We start from the raw sequence: 17,345 nt of genomic DNA, 5'->3' as shown, positions 1-17,345 counted from the left end.
GACAATCAGCTCCCCGCGTCGGCCCGGACTTGATCCGGGCCAGTGCTGGTTTTTGCTGACGAGCAAGCAAGCACCACCCCGGATCGGGGTCCGGGGTGACGGGGTGGGGAAACTTTCTCGTCACTGCGCGCCGTCGCGGGCCCGACGGCGGCCAATGTTGGCCAACCAGTCCATGGAGCGAGGGGTGCGACTTGCCGGGAGGGTACGCGGTCTTCGCTCCTCGCAATGACGGCTGAAGACCTTGCCTCGTCATCGCGAGGCTAGCGTGGCGATCCATGGACCGACGTGGCTTCTTTGTGAAAATCTGCGTCATGGAATGCCGGGTGGCCCGGCCGGGCCGTCTTCGTCTCCGCCTTTGGCTCCTCGCAATGACGGGAGGAAACGCACCGCGTCATTGCGAGCGTAGCGCGGCAATCCATGGGGGACTGTGCAGCACTGCGCCGCCCCCCAAAAAATCAATCCAGCTTCCACTCCCAGCCCAGCGGGTCGCCGTCCATGACTTCCACGCCCTTGGCGGCGAGGCTCGCGCGGATGGCGTCGCTGGTGGCGTAGTCCTTTTGCACCTTCGCATCCTTGCGGCGCAGGATTTCGGCTTCGATTTCCTCTTCCTCGATTTCGGCCGATTGCGGGCGGATGCGCAGGTCTTCGCGGGTGAGGTCGAACAGATCGAGGCCCAGGACGCGGTCCATTTCCTCCACCACGGCGTGCTTCACGCCGTTGTCGACCTTCTTGACCGCCAGCGCTTCCTCCAGCGCCACCAGCGCGATGGGGGTGTTGAGATCGTCGGCCATGGCGGCGGCGAACTTTTCGCGCATGGGGGCGAATTTCGGGTGGTCGGCATCGCCGGCGAGGTCTTCCTTCAGCCGCTCCACCGCCATCACCATCCGCTTCAGCCGCGTGAGCGCGGCGCCCAGCCCTTCCCAGCTGAATTCCAGTTCACTGCGGTAATGCGCCTGGAGGCACATCATGCGGTAGGCGAGCGGATGATAGCCCTTGTCGATCAGCAGCTGCAGGCGCAGGAATTCGCCCGAGCTCTTGCTCATCTTGCCGCTGCGTTCGACCAGGAAATTGTTGTGCATCCAGATGCGCGCGCCGCTGTTCTCGGCCTCGCCCAGCCCGCCGGTGCAGCAATGCGCCTGGTTCTGCGCGATTTCGTTGGGGTGGTGGATTTCGCGGTGGTCGATGCCGCCGGTGTGGATGTCGAACGGGAAGCCCAGCAGCTTGCCGCCCATGACCGAGCATTCCAGATGCCAGCCGGGCGCGCCTTTGCCCCAGGGGCTGTCCCATTCCATCTGCCGCGTCTCGCCAGCGGGGGTCTTGCGCCAGATGGCGAAATCGGCGGAATTACGCTTGCCCTCGACCGTTTCGATGCGGCCTTCCCCCTCCTCGGTGACGGCGCGGGCTAGCTTGCCGTAATCGTCCACGGTCGAGACGTCGAAATAGAGGCCGCTGCCCAGTTCATAGCAATGCTTGTCGGCAATGCCCTGCGCGAAGTCGATCATCTCGTCGATGTAATCGGTGGCGACCGACCATTTGGCCGGCTGGCGGATGTTCAATGCCCGCACGTCTTCCCAGTAGGCCTCGGTATAATGCTTGGCGATGTCCCAGATCGACTGCGATTTCTGCGCCGCCATCTTCTCCATCTTGTCCTCGCCCGCATCGCCGTCGTCGGTCAGATGGCCGACATCGGTGATGTTGATGATGTGGGTGAGATCGTAGCCCTTCCAGCTGAGTGTGCGGCCCAGGATGTCGGCGAACACGTAGGCGCGCATATTGCCGATATGGGGGTAGTTGTAGACCGTGGGGCCGCAGGAATAGACCCGCGCCTCGCCCGGATGGACGGGGGTGAAGGTCTCGATCTGGCGGGTGAGCGAGTTGAACAGCTTGAGCGGGGTTTCGGTCATGGATGGCGTTTGGCGGCAGCGGGCGCGCGGGTCAATTGCCTGACGTCATTGCGAGGAGCGAAGCGACGCGGCAATCCACCGCCCGGCTTTCCAGATCAGGGGCGACGGTGCGATTATTTGCCGCATCGCACCAACTCACGGAACACAACCCGCCACCCCCCGTTGGCAGGTCTCATCCTTTACTTCGAAATACTTCACACCGTTCGAAGCCATTATTACCGGAGCCTCCATGATCAACCGTCTCGCACTTGTTCTCGGCGCATCAATTCTTGCCACCGCTTGCTCGTCGCAAGACGCCGATACTTCGGAAGCAGGCGATGTGGAGACTGTCGATGGCTCCATGCAGGATACCGCTGCCGAAACCTCTGCCGATGGCGCCGAGACGCAGGACGTTGCGGAACCCGCCGGTGAAACGGGCGCGGACGCTGCAAGCGAAACCAGCACCCCGGCCCCTGCAACCGGCGAACGCATCGTCGATTGCAAGATCATGAGCGGCGGCGAGGAAGTGCTGGACGCGCCGTGCCAGTTCTCGCCCCAGTCGAACGGCGGTTTCACCCTGATGTCGCAATCGGGCGACGGCGCGATCTATGGCCGTATCCTGAGCGTGAGCGTCTCGAAGATCGACAGCAAGACCGCTGAAGTGCGCGGCATGACCTCCGACGGCATCAATTCGCGCTGGGGCCAGGCCACCCGCTCGGCGCAGGACCCGGCGTGCTGGAGCGGCAGCGATTTCTCGGTCTGCGCTTACTGAGCGAGCAGGGTGTGGGGGGCTGCGGAAGCGGCGCCCCTTCCCAAACTGTGAGGTAGCTCGGGCAATGGATTGCCGCGTCGCTCCGCTCCTCGCAATGACGGGTAAGATTTATAACGACGTCATTGCGAGCGAAGCGAAGCAATCCAACGACCGAAATCTCAACCCGAGGACCGGATAGTGAGGCTCAGCCCCACCCCTCGAACCGCACGGCCTCGCCCAGCCCGGCGCGCTTCACGTCGAAATTGTTCACCGCCGCATCTTTATCGCGGTAGCCGATGGCCATGCCGCAGAAGAAAATGTGGTCCTCCGGGATACTGACCATCTCGCGGATCTGCGGGGAATACATCGCCCAGGCTTCCTGGAAGCAGCTGTCGAGCCCCTCCTCGCGCAGCAGCAGGGCGATGGTCTGCAGCCACATGCCGATATCGCTCCACTGCGGCGGGCCCATGTATTTGGGCGTGTGGACCAGCATCAGCACCGGCGCCCCGAATGCCCGAAAGTTCTCGGCGAACCACATCAGGCGCTTGCCCTTCTCCTCGCGGGAGATGTCGAGCGCGCCATACAGGTCCTCGCCCACGCCGAAACGGCGCTGTTCGTACGCGCCGTCCAGTTCGGGCGGGTAGATATGGTATTCGGGCTTATGCGCCTCGCGCCCCTTGGGGAATTCCTGCGCGATCCGGTCGAACAGCGCCTGCATCGGTTGGCCGGTGAGCAGGATGCCGTGCCACGGCTGCGTATTCCCGCCCGAGGGTGAGCGCTGCGCCTTTTCGAGCACGCGGGTGAGCGTTTCGCGGTCCACCTTCTGGTCGGTGAACTTGCGGATCGAGCGGCGGGTCTGGACGGCTTCGGTGACTTCCAACGCAATCAAACCTTATCAATTTGAATTTTAAAGGAGGTGCATGAAAATATTCTCGCTCTTTCGCAAGGTCGAACCTCAAGAGGTGTCATTACCGATTGTGGGAAAGCTAAAGGTGGGCAAACGCATTGGCAGAAACAGTTTCATCTGGATAACCGATGACCGCGTTTCTACTCCGAAGGGAGAAATTTGCGTTATCTTTTTCGGAGACAGCTCCGGACCCGACGCTGAACAAATTCAGCAATGGAACGAGATTTATGCCACGATTGACGAATTGAAGCGGGCAGCATTCCCGAAAATCAAGGCAGAAGCCGATAAAGAAGATGAGGATGGGGTCCAATCAGATGAAGGGCTTCAGCTCGAAGACCTAGATTGGATTTATGCTTCACCACTCGGGACAAAGCGAGGAAAACTCAGAGCGCAAATCGGGTTCGGTTCTTCTGATACGGTCTACCAAGTCTGGTTTGAAGACGGAGTCCCGATCTTCGCCTCGATAGAAAACTAATCCTCAACCTCGAACCATCCCACAAGCTGCTCGATCATGGTCCCGCCGAGTTGTCCGACGCCCCTTATCCTTCCCTCAGAGCTATACGCTGATACTGTTGCAGTAAATCGTCTCGCCGCGGTTCGTCGGCGATATGAACGATCGTGACCAGAGGCATCTCAGTCGTCTGGTGAAAGGCGCAGCGCACGTCGAAGTCGAAAACCTCTTCAAGCGAATCGTCTTCGTGCCAGGTCGTCATCACTGTGGCTTCTTCGGGGATCGGTTCGAAATCGAAGCGCTCGAGATTTGCCCAGTCCACGCTGTCATCCCACGAGCTGCAGTCCCGGCCCCACGCCATCATGAAGAGACAGCCGCTTTCGATGATCCACTCGCTGACATCGTTTTGCCAGTCGTTCGACACATCAGCTTCAACCAGAACGATCATACGCCGGGGAAGCTTTTCGAGAGGAGCGGGCGTGGTTTCCGGCGGAAGGTGAAGATATTCCACGCGCTGCCTGCGCATCAGCCCTCCACCTCGAACAACCCAGCCAACTGCTCCACTATCGTGCCGCCGAGCTGTTCCACGTCCATGATCGTCACCGCGCGCTTGTAGTAGCGAGTGACGTCGTGGCCGATGCCGATGGCGACCAATTGCACGGGCGACTGCTTCTCGATCCAGTCGATCACCTTGCGCAGGTGGCTTTCGAGATAGCCGGCCTGGTTCACGCTCAGCGTGCTGTCGTCCACCGGGGCACCGTCGGAAATCACCATCAGGATGCGGCGGTCTTCGGGGCGGGCGAGTAGGCGGGTGTGTGCCCAGAGCAGCGCCTCGCCGTCGATATTTTCCTTCAGCAGGCCTTCACGCATCATCAGGCCGAGATTGCGGCGCGCGCGGCGCCATGGCTCGTCGGCTTTCTTGTAGACGATGTGGCGCAGATCGTTGAGGCGGCCGGGATTGGCGGGGCGGCCGTCGGCCAGCCATGCCTCGCGGCTCTGCCCGCCCTTCCACGCGCGGGTGGTGAAGCCGAGGATTTCGGTCTTCACGCCGCAGCGTTCGAGCGTGCGCGCCATGATATCGGCGCTGATGGCGGCGATGGAGATCGGGCGGCCGCGCATGGACCCCGAATTGTCGATCAGCAGGGTGACGACCGTGTCCTTGAACTCGGTATCGCGCTCGATCTTGTAGCTCAATGCATGGCCGGGGCTGACCACCACGCGGGTCAGCCGCGCGGCATCGAGCATGCCTTCTTCCTGGTCGAAATCCCAGCTGCGGTTCTGCTGCGCCATCAGGCGGCGCTGGAGCCGGTTGGCGAGCCGTGTCACCACGCCCTGCAATCCCGCCAGCTGGCTGTCGAGATAGGTGCGCAGCCGGTCCAGTTCCTCGTGATCGCACAGCTCGGGCGCTTCGATCACCTCGTCGAACTTGTCGGTATAGTGCTTGTAGTCGAAATCTTCGGGCAGGTCGGTCCACGGGCGGTTCGGGCGGACGGGCTGCATGCCTTCCCCCTCCTCGTCCGACGGATCGCCGTCCGACATTTCCTGCTCGCCATCGGTGTCCTGTTCGGCATCGCCGTCAGCCTCGCCGTCGACGACTTCGCCGCGCGCATCGCTTTCCTGCGGCTGGGCCTCGCCGTCGTCTTCCTCGTCGGAATCCTGATCTTCCTCGGGCGCCTCGCCTTCCTCGTCCTCGCCATCGTCGCGGCTCTCGTCCTCGGGCGTGTCGGGCAGCGTCAGTTCGAGATGCCGCAGCATGTCGAGTGTCAGATCCTGGAAGGCGCGCTGATCATCCAGCGCGCCCGCGAGGTCTTCCATATCCGTGCCGATGCGCGACAGGATTTCCTCGCGCACAAGATCGACCCCGTGCTGCGCGCGTTCGGGGATGGCCTCGCCCGTCAGCGCCTCGCGCAGCATGAGCGAGAGCGCGGTCGGCAGTGGTACTTCTTTCGACTCATTGGCGCGCGCGATGGGATCGCTGGCCGTGCGCAATTCCACCGCGGCATCGAGATTGCCCTTCATGCCCGAAAAGCGCGTGGAGCCGATCGCTTCGTACCGTACCCGCTCGATCGCATCGTAGCAGGCGCGCGCAATCGGTTCGGGCGGCGCGCCCTTGGCGTGCACGCTTTCGTTATGATGGCGCAGCTTGAGCGCGAAACTGTCGGCAAAACCGCGCGCTTCCCGCGCCTGTTCGGGCGGGAGCGTGCGGCCGGGCAGAGGCACGCGGAAGTTCTTGCCCGATTGGGCGGGACTGTCCGCGCTCCAGGCCACCTCGACCTCGGGTTCTTGCGCGATTGCGCGGGCCGTGCCGGTCAGCGCCTGCTTGAACAGGTCGAGGGGGGTCTGGTCTGCCATGGTTTCCTAGTTAGGACGTCGGGATCGTCTGGCCAGTCTTTTCCCAGTCGGCAACGAAACCTTCGATGCCCTTGTCGGTCAGGATATGCTTGAACAGCCCCTTGATGACGGCAGGCGGCATGGTCGCGACATCGGCCCCGATCAGCGCGCTTTTCAGCACATGGACCGGGTTGCGGATGCTGGCGACGAGGATTTCGGTGCCGAAATCGTAATTGTCGTAGATGCGGCGGATGTCGGCGATCAGTTCCATGCCGTCGAGGCCATTATCGTCATGGCGGCCCACGAAAGGCGACACGAAGGTCGCGCCGGCCTTGGCGGCCAGCAGTGCCTGATTGGCGGAAAAGCACAGTGTGACGTTTACCTTGGTACCGTCCGAGGTCAGCTTCTTGCAGGTCTTGAGGCCATCGATCGTCAGCGGCACCTTGATGCAGACATTGTCCGCGATCTTCCGCAGCGTTTCGGCTTCCTTCATCATCGTCTCGTGATCGAGCGCGACGACTTCGGCGCTGACCGGGCCATCCACGAGATCGCAGATTTCCTTGGTCACTTCCATGAAGTCGCGACCCGACTTGGCGATCAGCGAGGGGTTGGTGGTGACGCCATCGAGCAGGCCGGTGTCGGCCATTTCCTTGATGTCGGCGATGTCGGCGGTGTCGACGAAGAATTTCATGTGATCAGGCTCCGGGGAAGCGATTTGCGATTCCCCGGCAGCCTTAGCGATTGGGGTGCGCGGCGGCTAGAGGCGCGAGGCCGTGCCGAACACGCCGATAATCAGCGGATCGCGGGTGGAACGCGGATCGCGGCGGATGGCCGCTTCCTCCAGCCCGATCTCGCGCCAGATCGTATCGTCGAGATTGTTGGCGAAGCGCGCGGTGGCATCGGCGAAATTGCGGCCCGCGAGCGCGGAGACCAGCTCGCCGACCAGCGGATCCTGCGCCACGCGCATGGCATCGCCCAGTTCGGGCACCATCGCATCGATCAGCGCGCGGCCCATCGAATCGCGCAGGAAACCGGTCGCCGCGGTCGGCCCGCCATTGACCAGATCGATCGCGTTCTGGATGCCGATCGTGCGCACCGCATCGGTCACCAGCGGGGCGGCGCGCTGGGCCCCGTCATAGGCGATATCGGCAAAGGCATCCTGCAGGCGGTCCTTGAACAGGGCCGAGGTGAGGATGCGCGACAGCACATCGCCCCGCGTGCCGAGAAGGTTGTTGAGGCCGAGCGTGGCTACCTGCTGATCCCAGAAGCCGCCCGAATTGAGCATCCGCCCGAAAGCGCGGTCGGTGGACAGGAACAGGATGCGCTGCACCGCATCGACCATGCTGAAGCCGGGCAGGCTGGCACAGCCCGCCAGCGCCAGCCCCGCCCCGCCGAGCGACAGCCCGCCAAGAAAGGCGCGCCGCCCGTGTCTCTGGTCCAGCATCGAAGCGCGCGCGGCGGGTTTCACGAGAATATCTGTCATTTTATCACTCCTCACAAAGTCCCACCCTTGTTTCCTGCACTCTACCCCGCCCATATGGCGCCTCAATGAACCGCGTCCGCTGCCTCGTCCTCAATGCCGCGCTGGGCCCGCTCGACTACAAGGTGCCCGATGGCATGAACGTCGAACTCGGCCAGGTGGTGGAATGCCCGCTGGGTCCACGCACCGTGGTGGGGATCGTCTGGGAGGCTGAACGGCTTCCCGGGACGGACGTTCCTGCGGAGAAATTGCGCGGCCTCAGGGGGTTGTTTCCGATCCCGCCGCTTTCCGCGCCCCTGCGGCGGCTAATCGAATGGACGGCCGATTATTACGTCGCCTCGCTCGCCAGCGTGGCGCGGATGGCGCTGTCTTCGGGCGGCGCGCTGAAAGGGCCGGCCAGCATCACCGAATACCGCCTGACCGGCGGCATGCCCGAACGCATGACCGCGCAGCGCGAAGCGGCGATGGAGGCGCTGGAGGGCGAACAGGCGACCATCCGCGAACTGGCGGGCATTGCGGGCGTATCCGAAGGCGTGCTGCGGGGCCTCGTGAACCAGGGCGTGCTGGAGCCGGTGGAGGTCGATTGCGACCGCCCCTATCCCGAAGCGCGGCCCGATTTCGCAGCTGTGGATTTGAGCGATCAGCAGCGCGAGGCGTCGGACCTGTTTTCCAAGGCCGTGCGCGACAGGAAATTCGCGCCCTTCCTGCTCGATGGGGTCACGGGATCGGGCAAGACAGAAACCTATTTCGAACCCGTGGCCGAAGCGCTGCGCATGGGGCGGCAGGTGCTGGTCCTGCTGCCCGAAATCGCGCTGACGGAAAACTTCCTCCACCGCTTCGAAGAACGCTTCGGCACGGTGCCGGTGCTGTGGCACTCCTCGCTCAAATCGACCGAGCGGCGGCGGGCCTGGCGCGCCGTGGCCAGCGGCGAGGCGCAAGTGGTCGTCGGCGCGCGGTCTGCGCTGTTCCTGCCCTTCGCCCGGCTCGGCCTGATCGTGGTCGACGAAGCGCATGAAACCAGCTTCAAGCAGGAAGATGGCGTGCGCTACAACGCGCGCGACGTGGCCGTGATGCGCGCGCATTTCGAACAGTTTCCCATCATCCTCGCCAGCGCCACGCCCGCGCTCGAAAGCCTGCAGATGGCCGAGAGCGGGATCTACGAGAAGGTCGATCTGCCAAGCCGGTTCGGCGGCGCGCAATTGCCCAGCATCGACATCATCGACCTGACCGAGGAAAAGCCGCCGCAGGGCATGTGGCTGGCGCAGCGGCTGGTGGACGGGGTGGCCGAACGGCTGGAGCGCGGGGAGCAATCGCTGCTCTTCCTCAATCGCCGCGGCTATGCCCCGCTGACGCTGTGCCGCAATTGCGGCTTTCGTTACCAGTGCCCCAATTGCAGCGCCTGGCTGGTGGAGCACCGCTTCACCCGCCGCCTCGCCTGCCATCACTGCGGCCACGAAGCGCCCAGCCCCGCCGCCTGCCAGGAATGCGGCGAGCCCGATTGCCTGGTCGCCTGCGGTCCCGGGGTCGAGCGGATCGCGGATGAAGTGGCCGAGCGGCTGCCCGAAGCGCGGGTGTTCGTGGCGACATCGGATACGCTCAATTCCCCCGGCCGCGCGGCGGAATTCATCGCGCAGGTCGATGCGGGCGAGGTGGATGTGATCGTCGGCACGCAGCTTGTCACCAAGGGCTTCCACTTTCCCGAACTGACGCTGGTCGGCGTGGTCGATGCCGATCTCGGCCTCGAAGGCGGCGATCTGCGCGCGGGCGAGCGGACCTATCAGCAGGTGGCGCAGGTGGCGGGCCGTGCGGGCCGCGGGGCCAAGCCCGGCGAAGTGCTGATCCAGACCCGCCATCCCGAAGCCAGCGTAATCGCCGCGCTCGCCGCCGGAGACCGCAACGCCTTCTATTCCGCCGAGACCGAGATGCGCCGCGATGCGGGCGCCCCGCCCTTTGGCCGCTGGGCCTCGATCATCGTCTCATCAGAAGACGAAGCCGAAGCGCGCGAGGCCGCCCGCCGCATCGGCGACACGCGCCCCGATGTCGCCGATTGCATGATCCTGGGCCCCGCCCCCGCCCCCATGGCGCAATTGCGCGGCCGCTATCGCTACCGCCTGCTGATGAACGCCCGGCGCAGCGTGCAGTTGCAGGACGTGATCCGCCGCTGGCTGGCCCGCATCGACCATCCCCCAGGAGTGCGCGTGGCGGTTGATGTGGATCCGTACAGCTTCGTCTGAGGCACTCTATTAGCAGTCGCGCATTGAGCGACTATGTCCGGCCCCGTTCTCGTTCCGATCCTTGGCGACCAGCTGACCCGCAACCTTGCCTCGATCCGGGGCCGCACCAAGGACGATACCGTCATCCTGATGATGGAGGTGTGGGACGAGGCCACTTACGTCAAACATCACAAGCAGAAGATCGTGCTGATCTTTTCCGCCATGCGGCACTTTGCCGAAGAACTGCGCGATGCGGGGTGGACGGTCAACTATGTGAAGCTGGACGATGATGGCAATGCGGGCAGCTTCACCGGCGAGGTTGCTCGCGCCATCGAGGAGCATTCGCCGCGGCTGGTCAGCGTGGTCGAGGCGGGCGAGTGGCGGGTGCGCGAGGAGATGGACCAGTGGGCGGACAAGTTCGCCTGCGAGGTCGAAATCCTGCGCGACGACCGCTTCATCTGCACCCAGGCCGAATTCGATGACTGGGCGGAAGACCGCGACACGCTGCGCATGGAATATTTCTACCGCGAGATGCGCCGCAAGACGGGTCTCTTAATGGACGGCGACAAGCCCGAGGGCGGCGAGTGGAATTACGATAGCGAGAACCGCAAGCCGCCGAAGGAAGGCCTCTCGGCCCCCGAACGCCCGAAGTTCGAGCCCGACCAGATCACGCAGGAGTGCATCGAACTGGTCGAGGACCGCTTCGGCGATCACTTCGGCAGTCTGGAGACATTCCGCTGGCCCGTCACCAGCGACGAGGCGGAGGAAGCCGCCGACGCCTTCTTCGCCGAACGGATCGAATGCTTCGGCCCCTATCAGGACGCGATGGTGGCGGGCGAGGACGACCTCTTCCACTCCATGCTGTCCACCAGCATCAATCTCGGCCTGCTCGATCCGCTGGAGCTCTGCCAGCGCGCCGAGAAGGCCTATAAGGACGGCAAGGCCCCGATCAATTCAGTCGAGGGTTTCATTCGCCAGATCATCGGCTGGCGCGAATATGTGCGGGGCTTCTACTGGCACCAGATGCCGCACCTCCAGAAGGCCAATGCGCTGAACGCCCAGCGCGGCTTGCCCGATTTCTACTGGACCGGCGAAACCGACATGGCCTGCCTTGCCGATGCCATCCGCTCCACCCGCGACAATGCCCATGCGCACCATATCCAGCGGCTGATGGTGCTGGGCAATTTCGCGCTGCTGGCGGGCATCGACCCGCGCGAGGTGCAGGACTGGTATCTGGTCGTCTACGCCGATGCCTATGAATGGGTCGAATTGCCCAATGTGGCGGCGATGATCCTCTATGCCGATGGCGGCAAGCTGGCCTCCAAACCCTATGCGGCGAGCGGCAATTACATCAACAAGATGAGCAATTACTGTTCGGGCTGCGCCTATTCGCCCAGCAAGAAGACAGGCGAAGGCGCCTGCCCGTTCAACCCGCTATACTGGCACTTTATGGACCGCCACCGCGACCGGCTCGAAAAGAACCACCGCATCGGCCGGATCTATTCGACCTGGGACCGCATGGACGAAGACCGCCGCCAGGAATATCTCGACAGCGCCGAGACGTTCCTGGACACGCTCACCCCCGCCGACAGCGATTGGGCGCGCAGCTGACGCGCCAGTTCAGGCCGCCTGCGCCTCCGCATCCTCGCGCTTGAGCACCTTGTGTTTCGTTTCCTCCAGCCCATGCTTCCAGTAGCTGGAGATGTAGAGATCCTCTCCGCCAAGGCCCAGCTCGCCGCGGAAGAACTCCCGTAGCGCGCGCATCGAGGAGAACTCGCAGGCCGCCCATGCCGCGACATTGCCATCGGGTAGTTCGGCCGCCCGCATCGCTTCGACAAGCAGTTCGGGCGCGAGCCCCGGCTGCGGATTCACGATCCATTCGATCGTCACCCCGGGCGGCGCGTCGATCGGCTGGCGGTCGGCTTCGGCCTGTATCTCGATCGCCGCGTGCCCCTTTGCTTCCCGGTCGAGTGCTTCCAGATTGACGCCGATCGCCGGCAGGGCCGTCATGTCGCCTGCCACCAGATAGAAATCCCGCCCCGCCGGCAAGGGCTTGGCCGGTCCCGGCCCGCCGACCTGAACGGTGGCGCCGCGCTGTGCTTCAAGCGCGAACCGCGTCGCCGGTCCGGCAGCCTCCTGGCCATGGAGTGCGAAGTCGACTGTCAGCGCTTCGGGCGTCTGGCGGCGGATCGTATAGGTCCGCACGACCGGCCGCTCGCCCTCTGCCGGCAACATCAGCTTGATGTAACCGCCCGCCTGGCCTGCGGGGAAATTTGCCAATCCGGCCCCGCCCAGGGCGAGCCGGTGCATGGAGGGAGAGAGCGTTTCGGAGCTGAGCACTTCGAGCGTGCGGGGTTCTGGTCTTGTCGTCATCGCGCTCATTTATTGCGAACGGTTCGCAATTCAAGGTGTCAAAGCACAGTTTTTCTCGTTCACCGCTTCACCGAAAGCGTGGGCGAGATCGGAGGGGTAGAGGTCGGCAGCGCCGCGCCCGTCCTGCGGCGCACCCACCAGGGCTGCACGATGTGCCCGATACGCACCGCTTTCACGAGCAGCCAGATGCCCGTCGCGGTCGCCATCACCATGGCGATGGCGGATGCTTCCAGCCCGAACGCCCCGCCCGACAGCAGCGGATCGCCCATGGGCTTGGCATCGACCAGCCCATCCACCGCGATGCCCGACACCGACACGTCCCAGATATAGCCCTGCACCACGTTCCAGCCCCAGTGCAGGCCGATCGCCAGCCACAGATTGCGCGTGAGCATGTAGGCCGCGCCGAGCAGGATGCCCGCCTCCAGCGCGATCGCCAGCGCCGCGAGCAGCGTGCCGTTGGGATTGCTCCAGTGCACGAGGCCGAAGAGCAGCGCCGAGATCAGCAGGGCGACCCAGCTGCCGAAGAATTCCTCCAGAAAACGGAAGATGACGCCGCGAAACAGGATCTCCTCGAAGAACGCCGCCTGGAAGCCGGCCATCAGGAACAGCGTCAGGAAGGAGGTGCTGCCGCCCCAGCCATCGATCCGGTACACGCCCAGCAGCGCGGCGATGCCGACCATCATGCTCATCAATACGGCAGCGAACAGCAGTCCGACGAAAAAGTCGCGCGCCCGGGCATCGAAGGGCAAGTCGTCGCGCGGTTCCTCACCCAGATGGCGCAGCGAGAATTTGGCCACCATCACGGCGCCCACGGCCATGAGGATCGCGGAGAAATAGTCGCTCAGCCATACAGGCGCTGTCTCCATGTCGGAAATCCCGGCAATCGCCGCGACGGTATAGAGGATCAACCCGATAGTGATCCCGGCCGCGAGGAAGCTCAGCAGCCCGGATAACAGCGCGACAAGCGGGAAATCGAAGAACCGCCGCGCCTTGGATTTGCCGCGTTTTTCCTTAGCGGTGTCCGCCAGTTCGTGCTGCGTGATATCCTGCTGTGTACGTGTCTCGTCCAAAACGCCCCTCCCTTTCATTCGTCAATCGGCCGCTCCGGCCGCCCCTGAAACTCGCCATCGGCCCTCGAGAAGCGCGAGAGCGTGACACCGACAGGGCGTTTTTCAAAAACTCTTCCCCTCCACACCAAGCCCTGTTTTCTGCGGTGCCGAGCGCGGTTTTCGCATGCCCTGCTGTCAACTTCCAAGAACTCCGCTCTTCGCCCCGTGTGGATCTGCGCCGAACCGAAAGAAAGGGCTGAGGTGAACGTGTGCGTCATTCGCAAACAGATTGCAGAAAAAACGCATGTAGGAAAACGGGTTTTGCATATCGGCGGCAAGAATTCGGCCCGAATTCGGCCAAAGGTTGGGGTAGATTGCGGACAATATTGATGTAGGAAAGCGACTTTACCGGGGCTGCAACAAATAGAGGATCGAATGGCGGGGCACGAACCGGACTATATTCAACGCAGCTATGGCGAAATCTGGGGGTCAAAATCGCTAAATCACGAATCCGAAGCGGTTCGGTTCGGTTTCTTCAATGCCCGCGATATCGAAATCGAGCCGCATGTGCATGAAGATGCCCATTTGATTTTCGTCCTTGAAGGAAATTACATCACCACGGCTGAAGGGGCGCCGCCGGTAACCGCGGCCCCCATCCTGGTGGACAATCCAGCAGGCACTGCGCACCGCGACCGGTTCTACGGCCCCACCGGACGTTTTCTGGCGATCAACATCGCGCCCCACCTATCCCGCGAAGGGGTTGCGCGCGTATCGCGGCACCCGGCCGATCTTGCCCGCATGATAGAGGTGATCGAGGAACTGGAGTTCGGCGCAGCCACTGTCACTCTGGACGAAGTGACTCTCGCGCTTCTGCGGCATGACGAGGGAACGCCCGGTTCCCACATGCCGCCCTGGACAATGCGGGCTTATGAAAAAGTGATGGAGGAATCGCCCGAGGCAATGACGCTGGCAGAGCTGGCCTACGAGGCCGATGTACATCCGGTCCATCTTGCGCGCGTGTTTCGCCGGTCGTTCGGCAGGACCGCAGGCCAGTTGCTTCGCGACCGGCAATTCGAACGGGCCTGCGAACGCCTGCAGCTTGGTCGCCAATCCCTTGCCGAAATTTCACTGGACCTGGGCTTTTGCGATCAGGCGCACTTTTCGAGGTTCTTTACCCGCCGTGCCGGTTCTTCGCCCGCACGATATCGCCGGGCTGCCGCACAGGTTTGAAATGTACAAGAATCCCGTCGCGCCCGAGCTTAGCGACACCTCCGATCAAACTGGAGTAAGACCTTTGAAAATTCTTCTTCCCCTTCTTGCCCTGGTGGCAAGCGCGCAACCCGTCCAGGCACAAGGAGAAAGTGATATCGACACGGCCCTTGCCGCTGCGGCGGAGGATGAACTCAGCGGCGTGACCAGTATCGTTATCATGCAAGACGGCGCATTGCTGGCCGAACATTATTTCGACGAAGGCGGCGCGAATGCCGTTCGCAACACGCGTTCGGCCACAAAGACGGTGACCGGAATGCTCGCGGGAATAGCGATTGCCGACGGCACGCTGGGCCTTGATGCAAAGATCCCCGGCTTCTTTCCCGAACATGAGCCGTTGAACCCGGATTTGCGGAAAGAGAACGTCACCGTCGAAGATCTCCTGACGATGAGTTCGATTGCGGAATGCAACGATTCCAACAGCTTTTCGCGCGGCAACGAAGAACGCATGTATCTGATCGAAGATTGGGTCGGCTTCTATCTCGACTTGCCGGTCAGAGGCTTTCCCGCGTGGTCGGCGCGACCCGAAGACAGCCCTTATGGACGGGCCTTCTCCTATTGCACGGCAGGGGTCGTCACGCTTGGCGCGGTCATCGAGAAGGCGACCGGTAAGCAGCTGGAGGATTTTGCAGCGACGCGCCTCTTCGCGCCCTTGGGTATCGATAAGGCCGAATGGCAGTTCTCGCCGCTTGGGGTGGCGATGGGCGGCGGCGGGCTGGCCTTGACGAGCAAAAGCCTGGCGTCACTTGGCCAGCTGTTTCTCGATTCAGGCAAGGCCGGGCAGACACAGGTCTTTAGCTCTGACTGGGCCAGCGCATCGCTCGAACCGCATGCATCGATCGATGACGGCCGCGGCTTTGAATATGGGTATCTGTTCTGGATCCAGCCGTTCTCTGTCGGCGGCGAAACCGTATCGGCAAGGCTGATGAGCGGGAATGGCGGCAATAAAGTGATCGTCCAGCCAGAAACCAACTCGGTCACCGTGATTACGACAACGAACTTCGGCCAACGTGACGCCCACGCCAAGAGCGAACGGCTTTACGAGAAGTATATTTTGCCGGTCCTGCACCAGAACCACGGCGGCGGGACCACGCATTAGGTCCAGGCGCAACCGCGAGGGCTAGGGGAAATCGGGCCGCGCTCAATTCAGCGCCGCGGCCGCTTCACCTCGACTGTATTGTCGCGCGTGGCCCTGTCCTTATTTGCGAGAACGGCCCGCGCCGCAGGTTCTTGCCGGATCGAGAGGAACAGACGTGATGGTCATGTCCATAATTCGCAAAAGGTTGCATGAAAAACGCATGTGGAAAAACGGGTCTTTCATGTTGGCGGAAATAATTTGGCCCCTGTTTTTCAAAAACTCGACGATGATTGACAAAGCAGCCGCCTTACCTGCACTAATCTCTCATGATCTCTTCTTTCATCCTGGCGATTTTTTCGGCTATCCTCGTGATGATCCCCGATCCTTCGACTGCCGAATTGGATGCACTGGCCGACAAGGTGCTCGAAGGGCGCAATCAGCGTCCGATTGTGAGCCAGACCATCCAACTGCCACAATACATGAGGCCTGACACCCTGCTCATCCTGACCGAGCAGCCGATCCCGCAACACGGCTTTTGCCTGCGCACCCGCTGGCTTGCGGGTATCGCGCGAGCGGGCGAGGAGGATGGCGCGCCCACCTGGTGGTTCGACCGGAGGAGGGGCGCAAGCGCAGAGCGTGAGGTGGCGCTTACCCGCGAGGCCGAAGCCTGTCCCGGCACGGGCTACGTCCGCCTGATCGGAACAGCGGCAGCACACCCCGACCGCGCCGCATGGGCGCTTGCCCGTCTCGACGCCTATCTGAAGGACGCGGAAGGCTTCACCATGCGATGCACGGCGCAACACCCCCTCCAGCCGGAATGCGACAACCCCGCCAGACTGCGCGCGCGACTGGCGAATCCAAATCCGCTTGCGATAATTCAGGGTCGGGACGACGCCCAAATCCGGATCGACAGCATGACCGATCTGACCATCCATTATGACGAGCCCGGAAGGCTGAGCGTCGATCTCCACCGGCCAGTGCCGTTTTGAATTCCGCGAACGGAAGCGATTCCGCCGCGAAACGATAGTTATGCCGTCAGTTATTGGGCGGGCTCATATCGCTCATTCAGCCATCCGTACCTGTTCACGGACATGAGCAGCGAACCTCTCACAGATGATCTCGTCATTGCTCACTCCGCGAATGATCTTCGTCGACCCATCATGAAGCCTGATGAGAAGCGACTGCGCCCTGCGGTTCGTCGAGAATTTCACGTCGTATACTTCGCGCCACGGGATCGGTCTAATCAGAGTCGATCGATGTGGAACGAGCCCGAGATCGGTTGCCTGGACCGCAATTTCGTCGGCCCAGCGCCAGCCAAACCGGAAGGTTTCCCACCCGACATAAAGAGCCAGAAGTAATAGCGGGGCGTTGACGCCCCGCACGGTCATCTCTTCGGTCAACTTCAGAATGCTGCCGCGATCAGTTTCGGCTAGACCTTGGGCAACGGAACTGTCGAACGCAGCAATGCCGAATGTCACGCCAGCAAGGGCCATTATCGGAAAGATACAACCAAGAGCCCCTGTTCTCCAAGGCAGTTGCCTCGCGGATAGGCTGTCGTGA

16 protein-coding genes are annotated in these 17,345 nt (G+C 62.7%); 7 read left to right on the top strand and 9 right to left on the bottom strand.

Translation table 11 applies throughout. The features are described from left to right. Positions 1–455: 455 nt before the first annotated feature. Complete coding sequence (cysS, locus tag K3175_RS08765; RefSeq protein WP_221542965.1) at positions 456–1,904, bottom strand: cysteine--tRNA ligase; 1,449 nt, start codon at positions 1,902–1,904, stop codon at positions 456–458. A gap of 229 nt (positions 1,905–2,133) precedes the next feature. On the opposite strand from cysS, the gene K3175_RS08760 reads away from it, so the two are divergent. Beyond that, on the top strand, positions 2,134–2,655 hold the full coding sequence (locus tag K3175_RS08760) for a hypothetical protein (RefSeq protein WP_221542964.1): 522 nt from the start codon (positions 2,134–2,136) through the stop codon (positions 2,653–2,655). Positions 2,656–2,839: 184 nt separating this feature from the next. Here the strand turns inward: K3175_RS08760 and K3175_RS08755 are convergent, their stop codons facing one another. After that, positions 2,840–3,514: a nitroreductase gene (locus tag K3175_RS08755; protein WP_221542963.1), complete on the bottom strand. Its 675-nt coding sequence runs from the start codon at positions 3,512–3,514 to the stop codon at positions 2,840–2,842. 40 nt (positions 3,515–3,554) lie between these two features. Here K3175_RS08755 and K3175_RS08750 point away from each other — a divergent pair, with 40 nt between their 5' ends. Next, the gene (locus K3175_RS08750; RefSeq protein ID WP_221542962.1) at positions 3,555–4,016 is read left to right on the top strand and encodes a hypothetical protein; all 462 of its coding nucleotides are present in this window, start codon (positions 3,555–3,557) and stop codon (positions 4,014–4,016) included. 64 nt (positions 4,017–4,080) lie between these two features. Here K3175_RS08750 and K3175_RS08745 read toward each other — a convergent pair whose 3' ends face one another. From K3175_RS08745 to K3175_RS08730, 4 genes are all read right to left on the bottom strand, one after another. Continuing rightward, a complete protein-coding gene (locus tag K3175_RS08745) occupies positions 4,081–4,518 on the bottom strand; it encodes a DUF7684 family protein (protein ID WP_221542961.1) in 438 nt (145 codons plus the stop codon). Continuing rightward, positions 4,518–6,344 (bottom strand): cobaltochelatase subunit CobT, encoded by a 1,827-nt coding sequence (gene cobT / locus K3175_RS08740; protein WP_221542960.1) that lies wholly within the window; start codon positions 6,342–6,344, stop codon positions 4,518–4,520. The genes K3175_RS08745 and cobT overlap by 1 nt, the downstream gene beginning before the upstream one ends. Before the next feature lie 10 nt (positions 6,345–6,354). Further along, positions 6,355–7,014: a fructose-6-phosphate aldolase gene (fsa, locus tag K3175_RS08735; RefSeq protein ID WP_221542959.1), complete on the bottom strand. Its 660-nt coding sequence runs from the start codon at positions 7,012–7,014 to the stop codon at positions 6,355–6,357. Between the two features lie 66 nt (positions 7,015–7,080). Continuing rightward, positions 7,081–7,806, bottom strand: a complete 726-nt coding sequence (locus K3175_RS08730; protein WP_221542958.1) for a DUF4197 domain-containing protein — start codon at positions 7,804–7,806, stop codon at positions 7,081–7,083. 65 nt (positions 7,807–7,871) lie between these two features. Here K3175_RS08730 and K3175_RS08725 point away from each other — a divergent pair, with 65 nt between their 5' ends. Next, on the top strand, positions 7,872–10,037 hold the full coding sequence (locus tag K3175_RS08725) for a primosomal protein N' (RefSeq protein WP_221542957.1): 2,166 nt from the start codon (positions 7,872–7,874) through the stop codon (positions 10,035–10,037). A 33-nt stretch (positions 10,038–10,070) separates the two neighbouring features. Further along, entirely contained in the window at positions 10,071–11,627 is a 1,557-nt protein-coding gene (locus tag K3175_RS08720; RefSeq protein ID WP_221542956.1) for a cryptochrome/photolyase family protein, read from the top strand. Positions 11,628–11,636: 9 nt separating this feature from the next. Here K3175_RS08720 and K3175_RS08715 read toward each other — a convergent pair whose 3' ends face one another. After that, positions 11,637–12,389, bottom strand: a complete 753-nt coding sequence (locus K3175_RS08715) for a siderophore-interacting protein (protein WP_221542955.1) — start codon at positions 12,387–12,389, stop codon at positions 11,637–11,639. A gap of 59 nt (positions 12,390–12,448) precedes the next feature. Continuing rightward, positions 12,449–13,459 carry a CPBP family intramembrane glutamic endopeptidase gene (locus K3175_RS08710; protein ID WP_221542954.1) on the bottom strand — a complete coding sequence of 337 codons (1,011 nt, stop codon included), beginning with the start codon at positions 13,457–13,459 and terminating at the stop codon, positions 12,449–12,451. 414 nt (positions 13,460–13,873) lie between these two features. Here K3175_RS08710 and K3175_RS08705 point away from each other — a divergent pair, with 414 nt between their 5' ends. From K3175_RS08705 to K3175_RS08695, 3 genes are all read left to right on the top strand, one after another. Beyond that, positions 13,874–14,668 (top strand): helix-turn-helix domain-containing protein, encoded by a 795-nt coding sequence (locus K3175_RS08705; RefSeq protein ID WP_221542953.1) that lies wholly within the window; start codon positions 13,874–13,876, stop codon positions 14,666–14,668. 94 nt (positions 14,669–14,762) lie between these two features. After that, complete coding sequence (locus tag K3175_RS08700) at positions 14,763–15,806, top strand: serine hydrolase domain-containing protein (protein ID WP_345719344.1); 1,044 nt, start codon at positions 14,763–14,765, stop codon at positions 15,804–15,806. Positions 15,807–16,111: 305 nt separating this feature from the next. After that, positions 16,112–16,774 (top strand): hypothetical protein, encoded by a 663-nt coding sequence (locus K3175_RS08695; protein ID WP_221542951.1) that lies wholly within the window; start codon positions 16,112–16,114, stop codon positions 16,772–16,774. Positions 16,775–16,846: 72 nt separating this feature from the next. Here K3175_RS08695 and K3175_RS08690 read toward each other — a convergent pair whose 3' ends face one another. Beyond that, positions 16,847–17,263, bottom strand: a complete 417-nt coding sequence (locus tag K3175_RS08690) for a hypothetical protein (protein WP_221542950.1) — start codon at positions 17,261–17,263, stop codon at positions 16,847–16,849. Positions 17,264–17,345: the final 82 nt, after the last annotated feature.

Source organism: Qipengyuania aestuarii, assembly GCF_019711535.1.
Classification (GTDB): domain Bacteria; phylum Pseudomonadota; class Alphaproteobacteria; order Sphingomonadales; family Sphingomonadaceae; genus Qipengyuania; species Qipengyuania aestuarii.
Note: the sequence above shows the minus strand (reverse complement) of the source record. Positions and strands in the feature narration are given on the sequence as shown.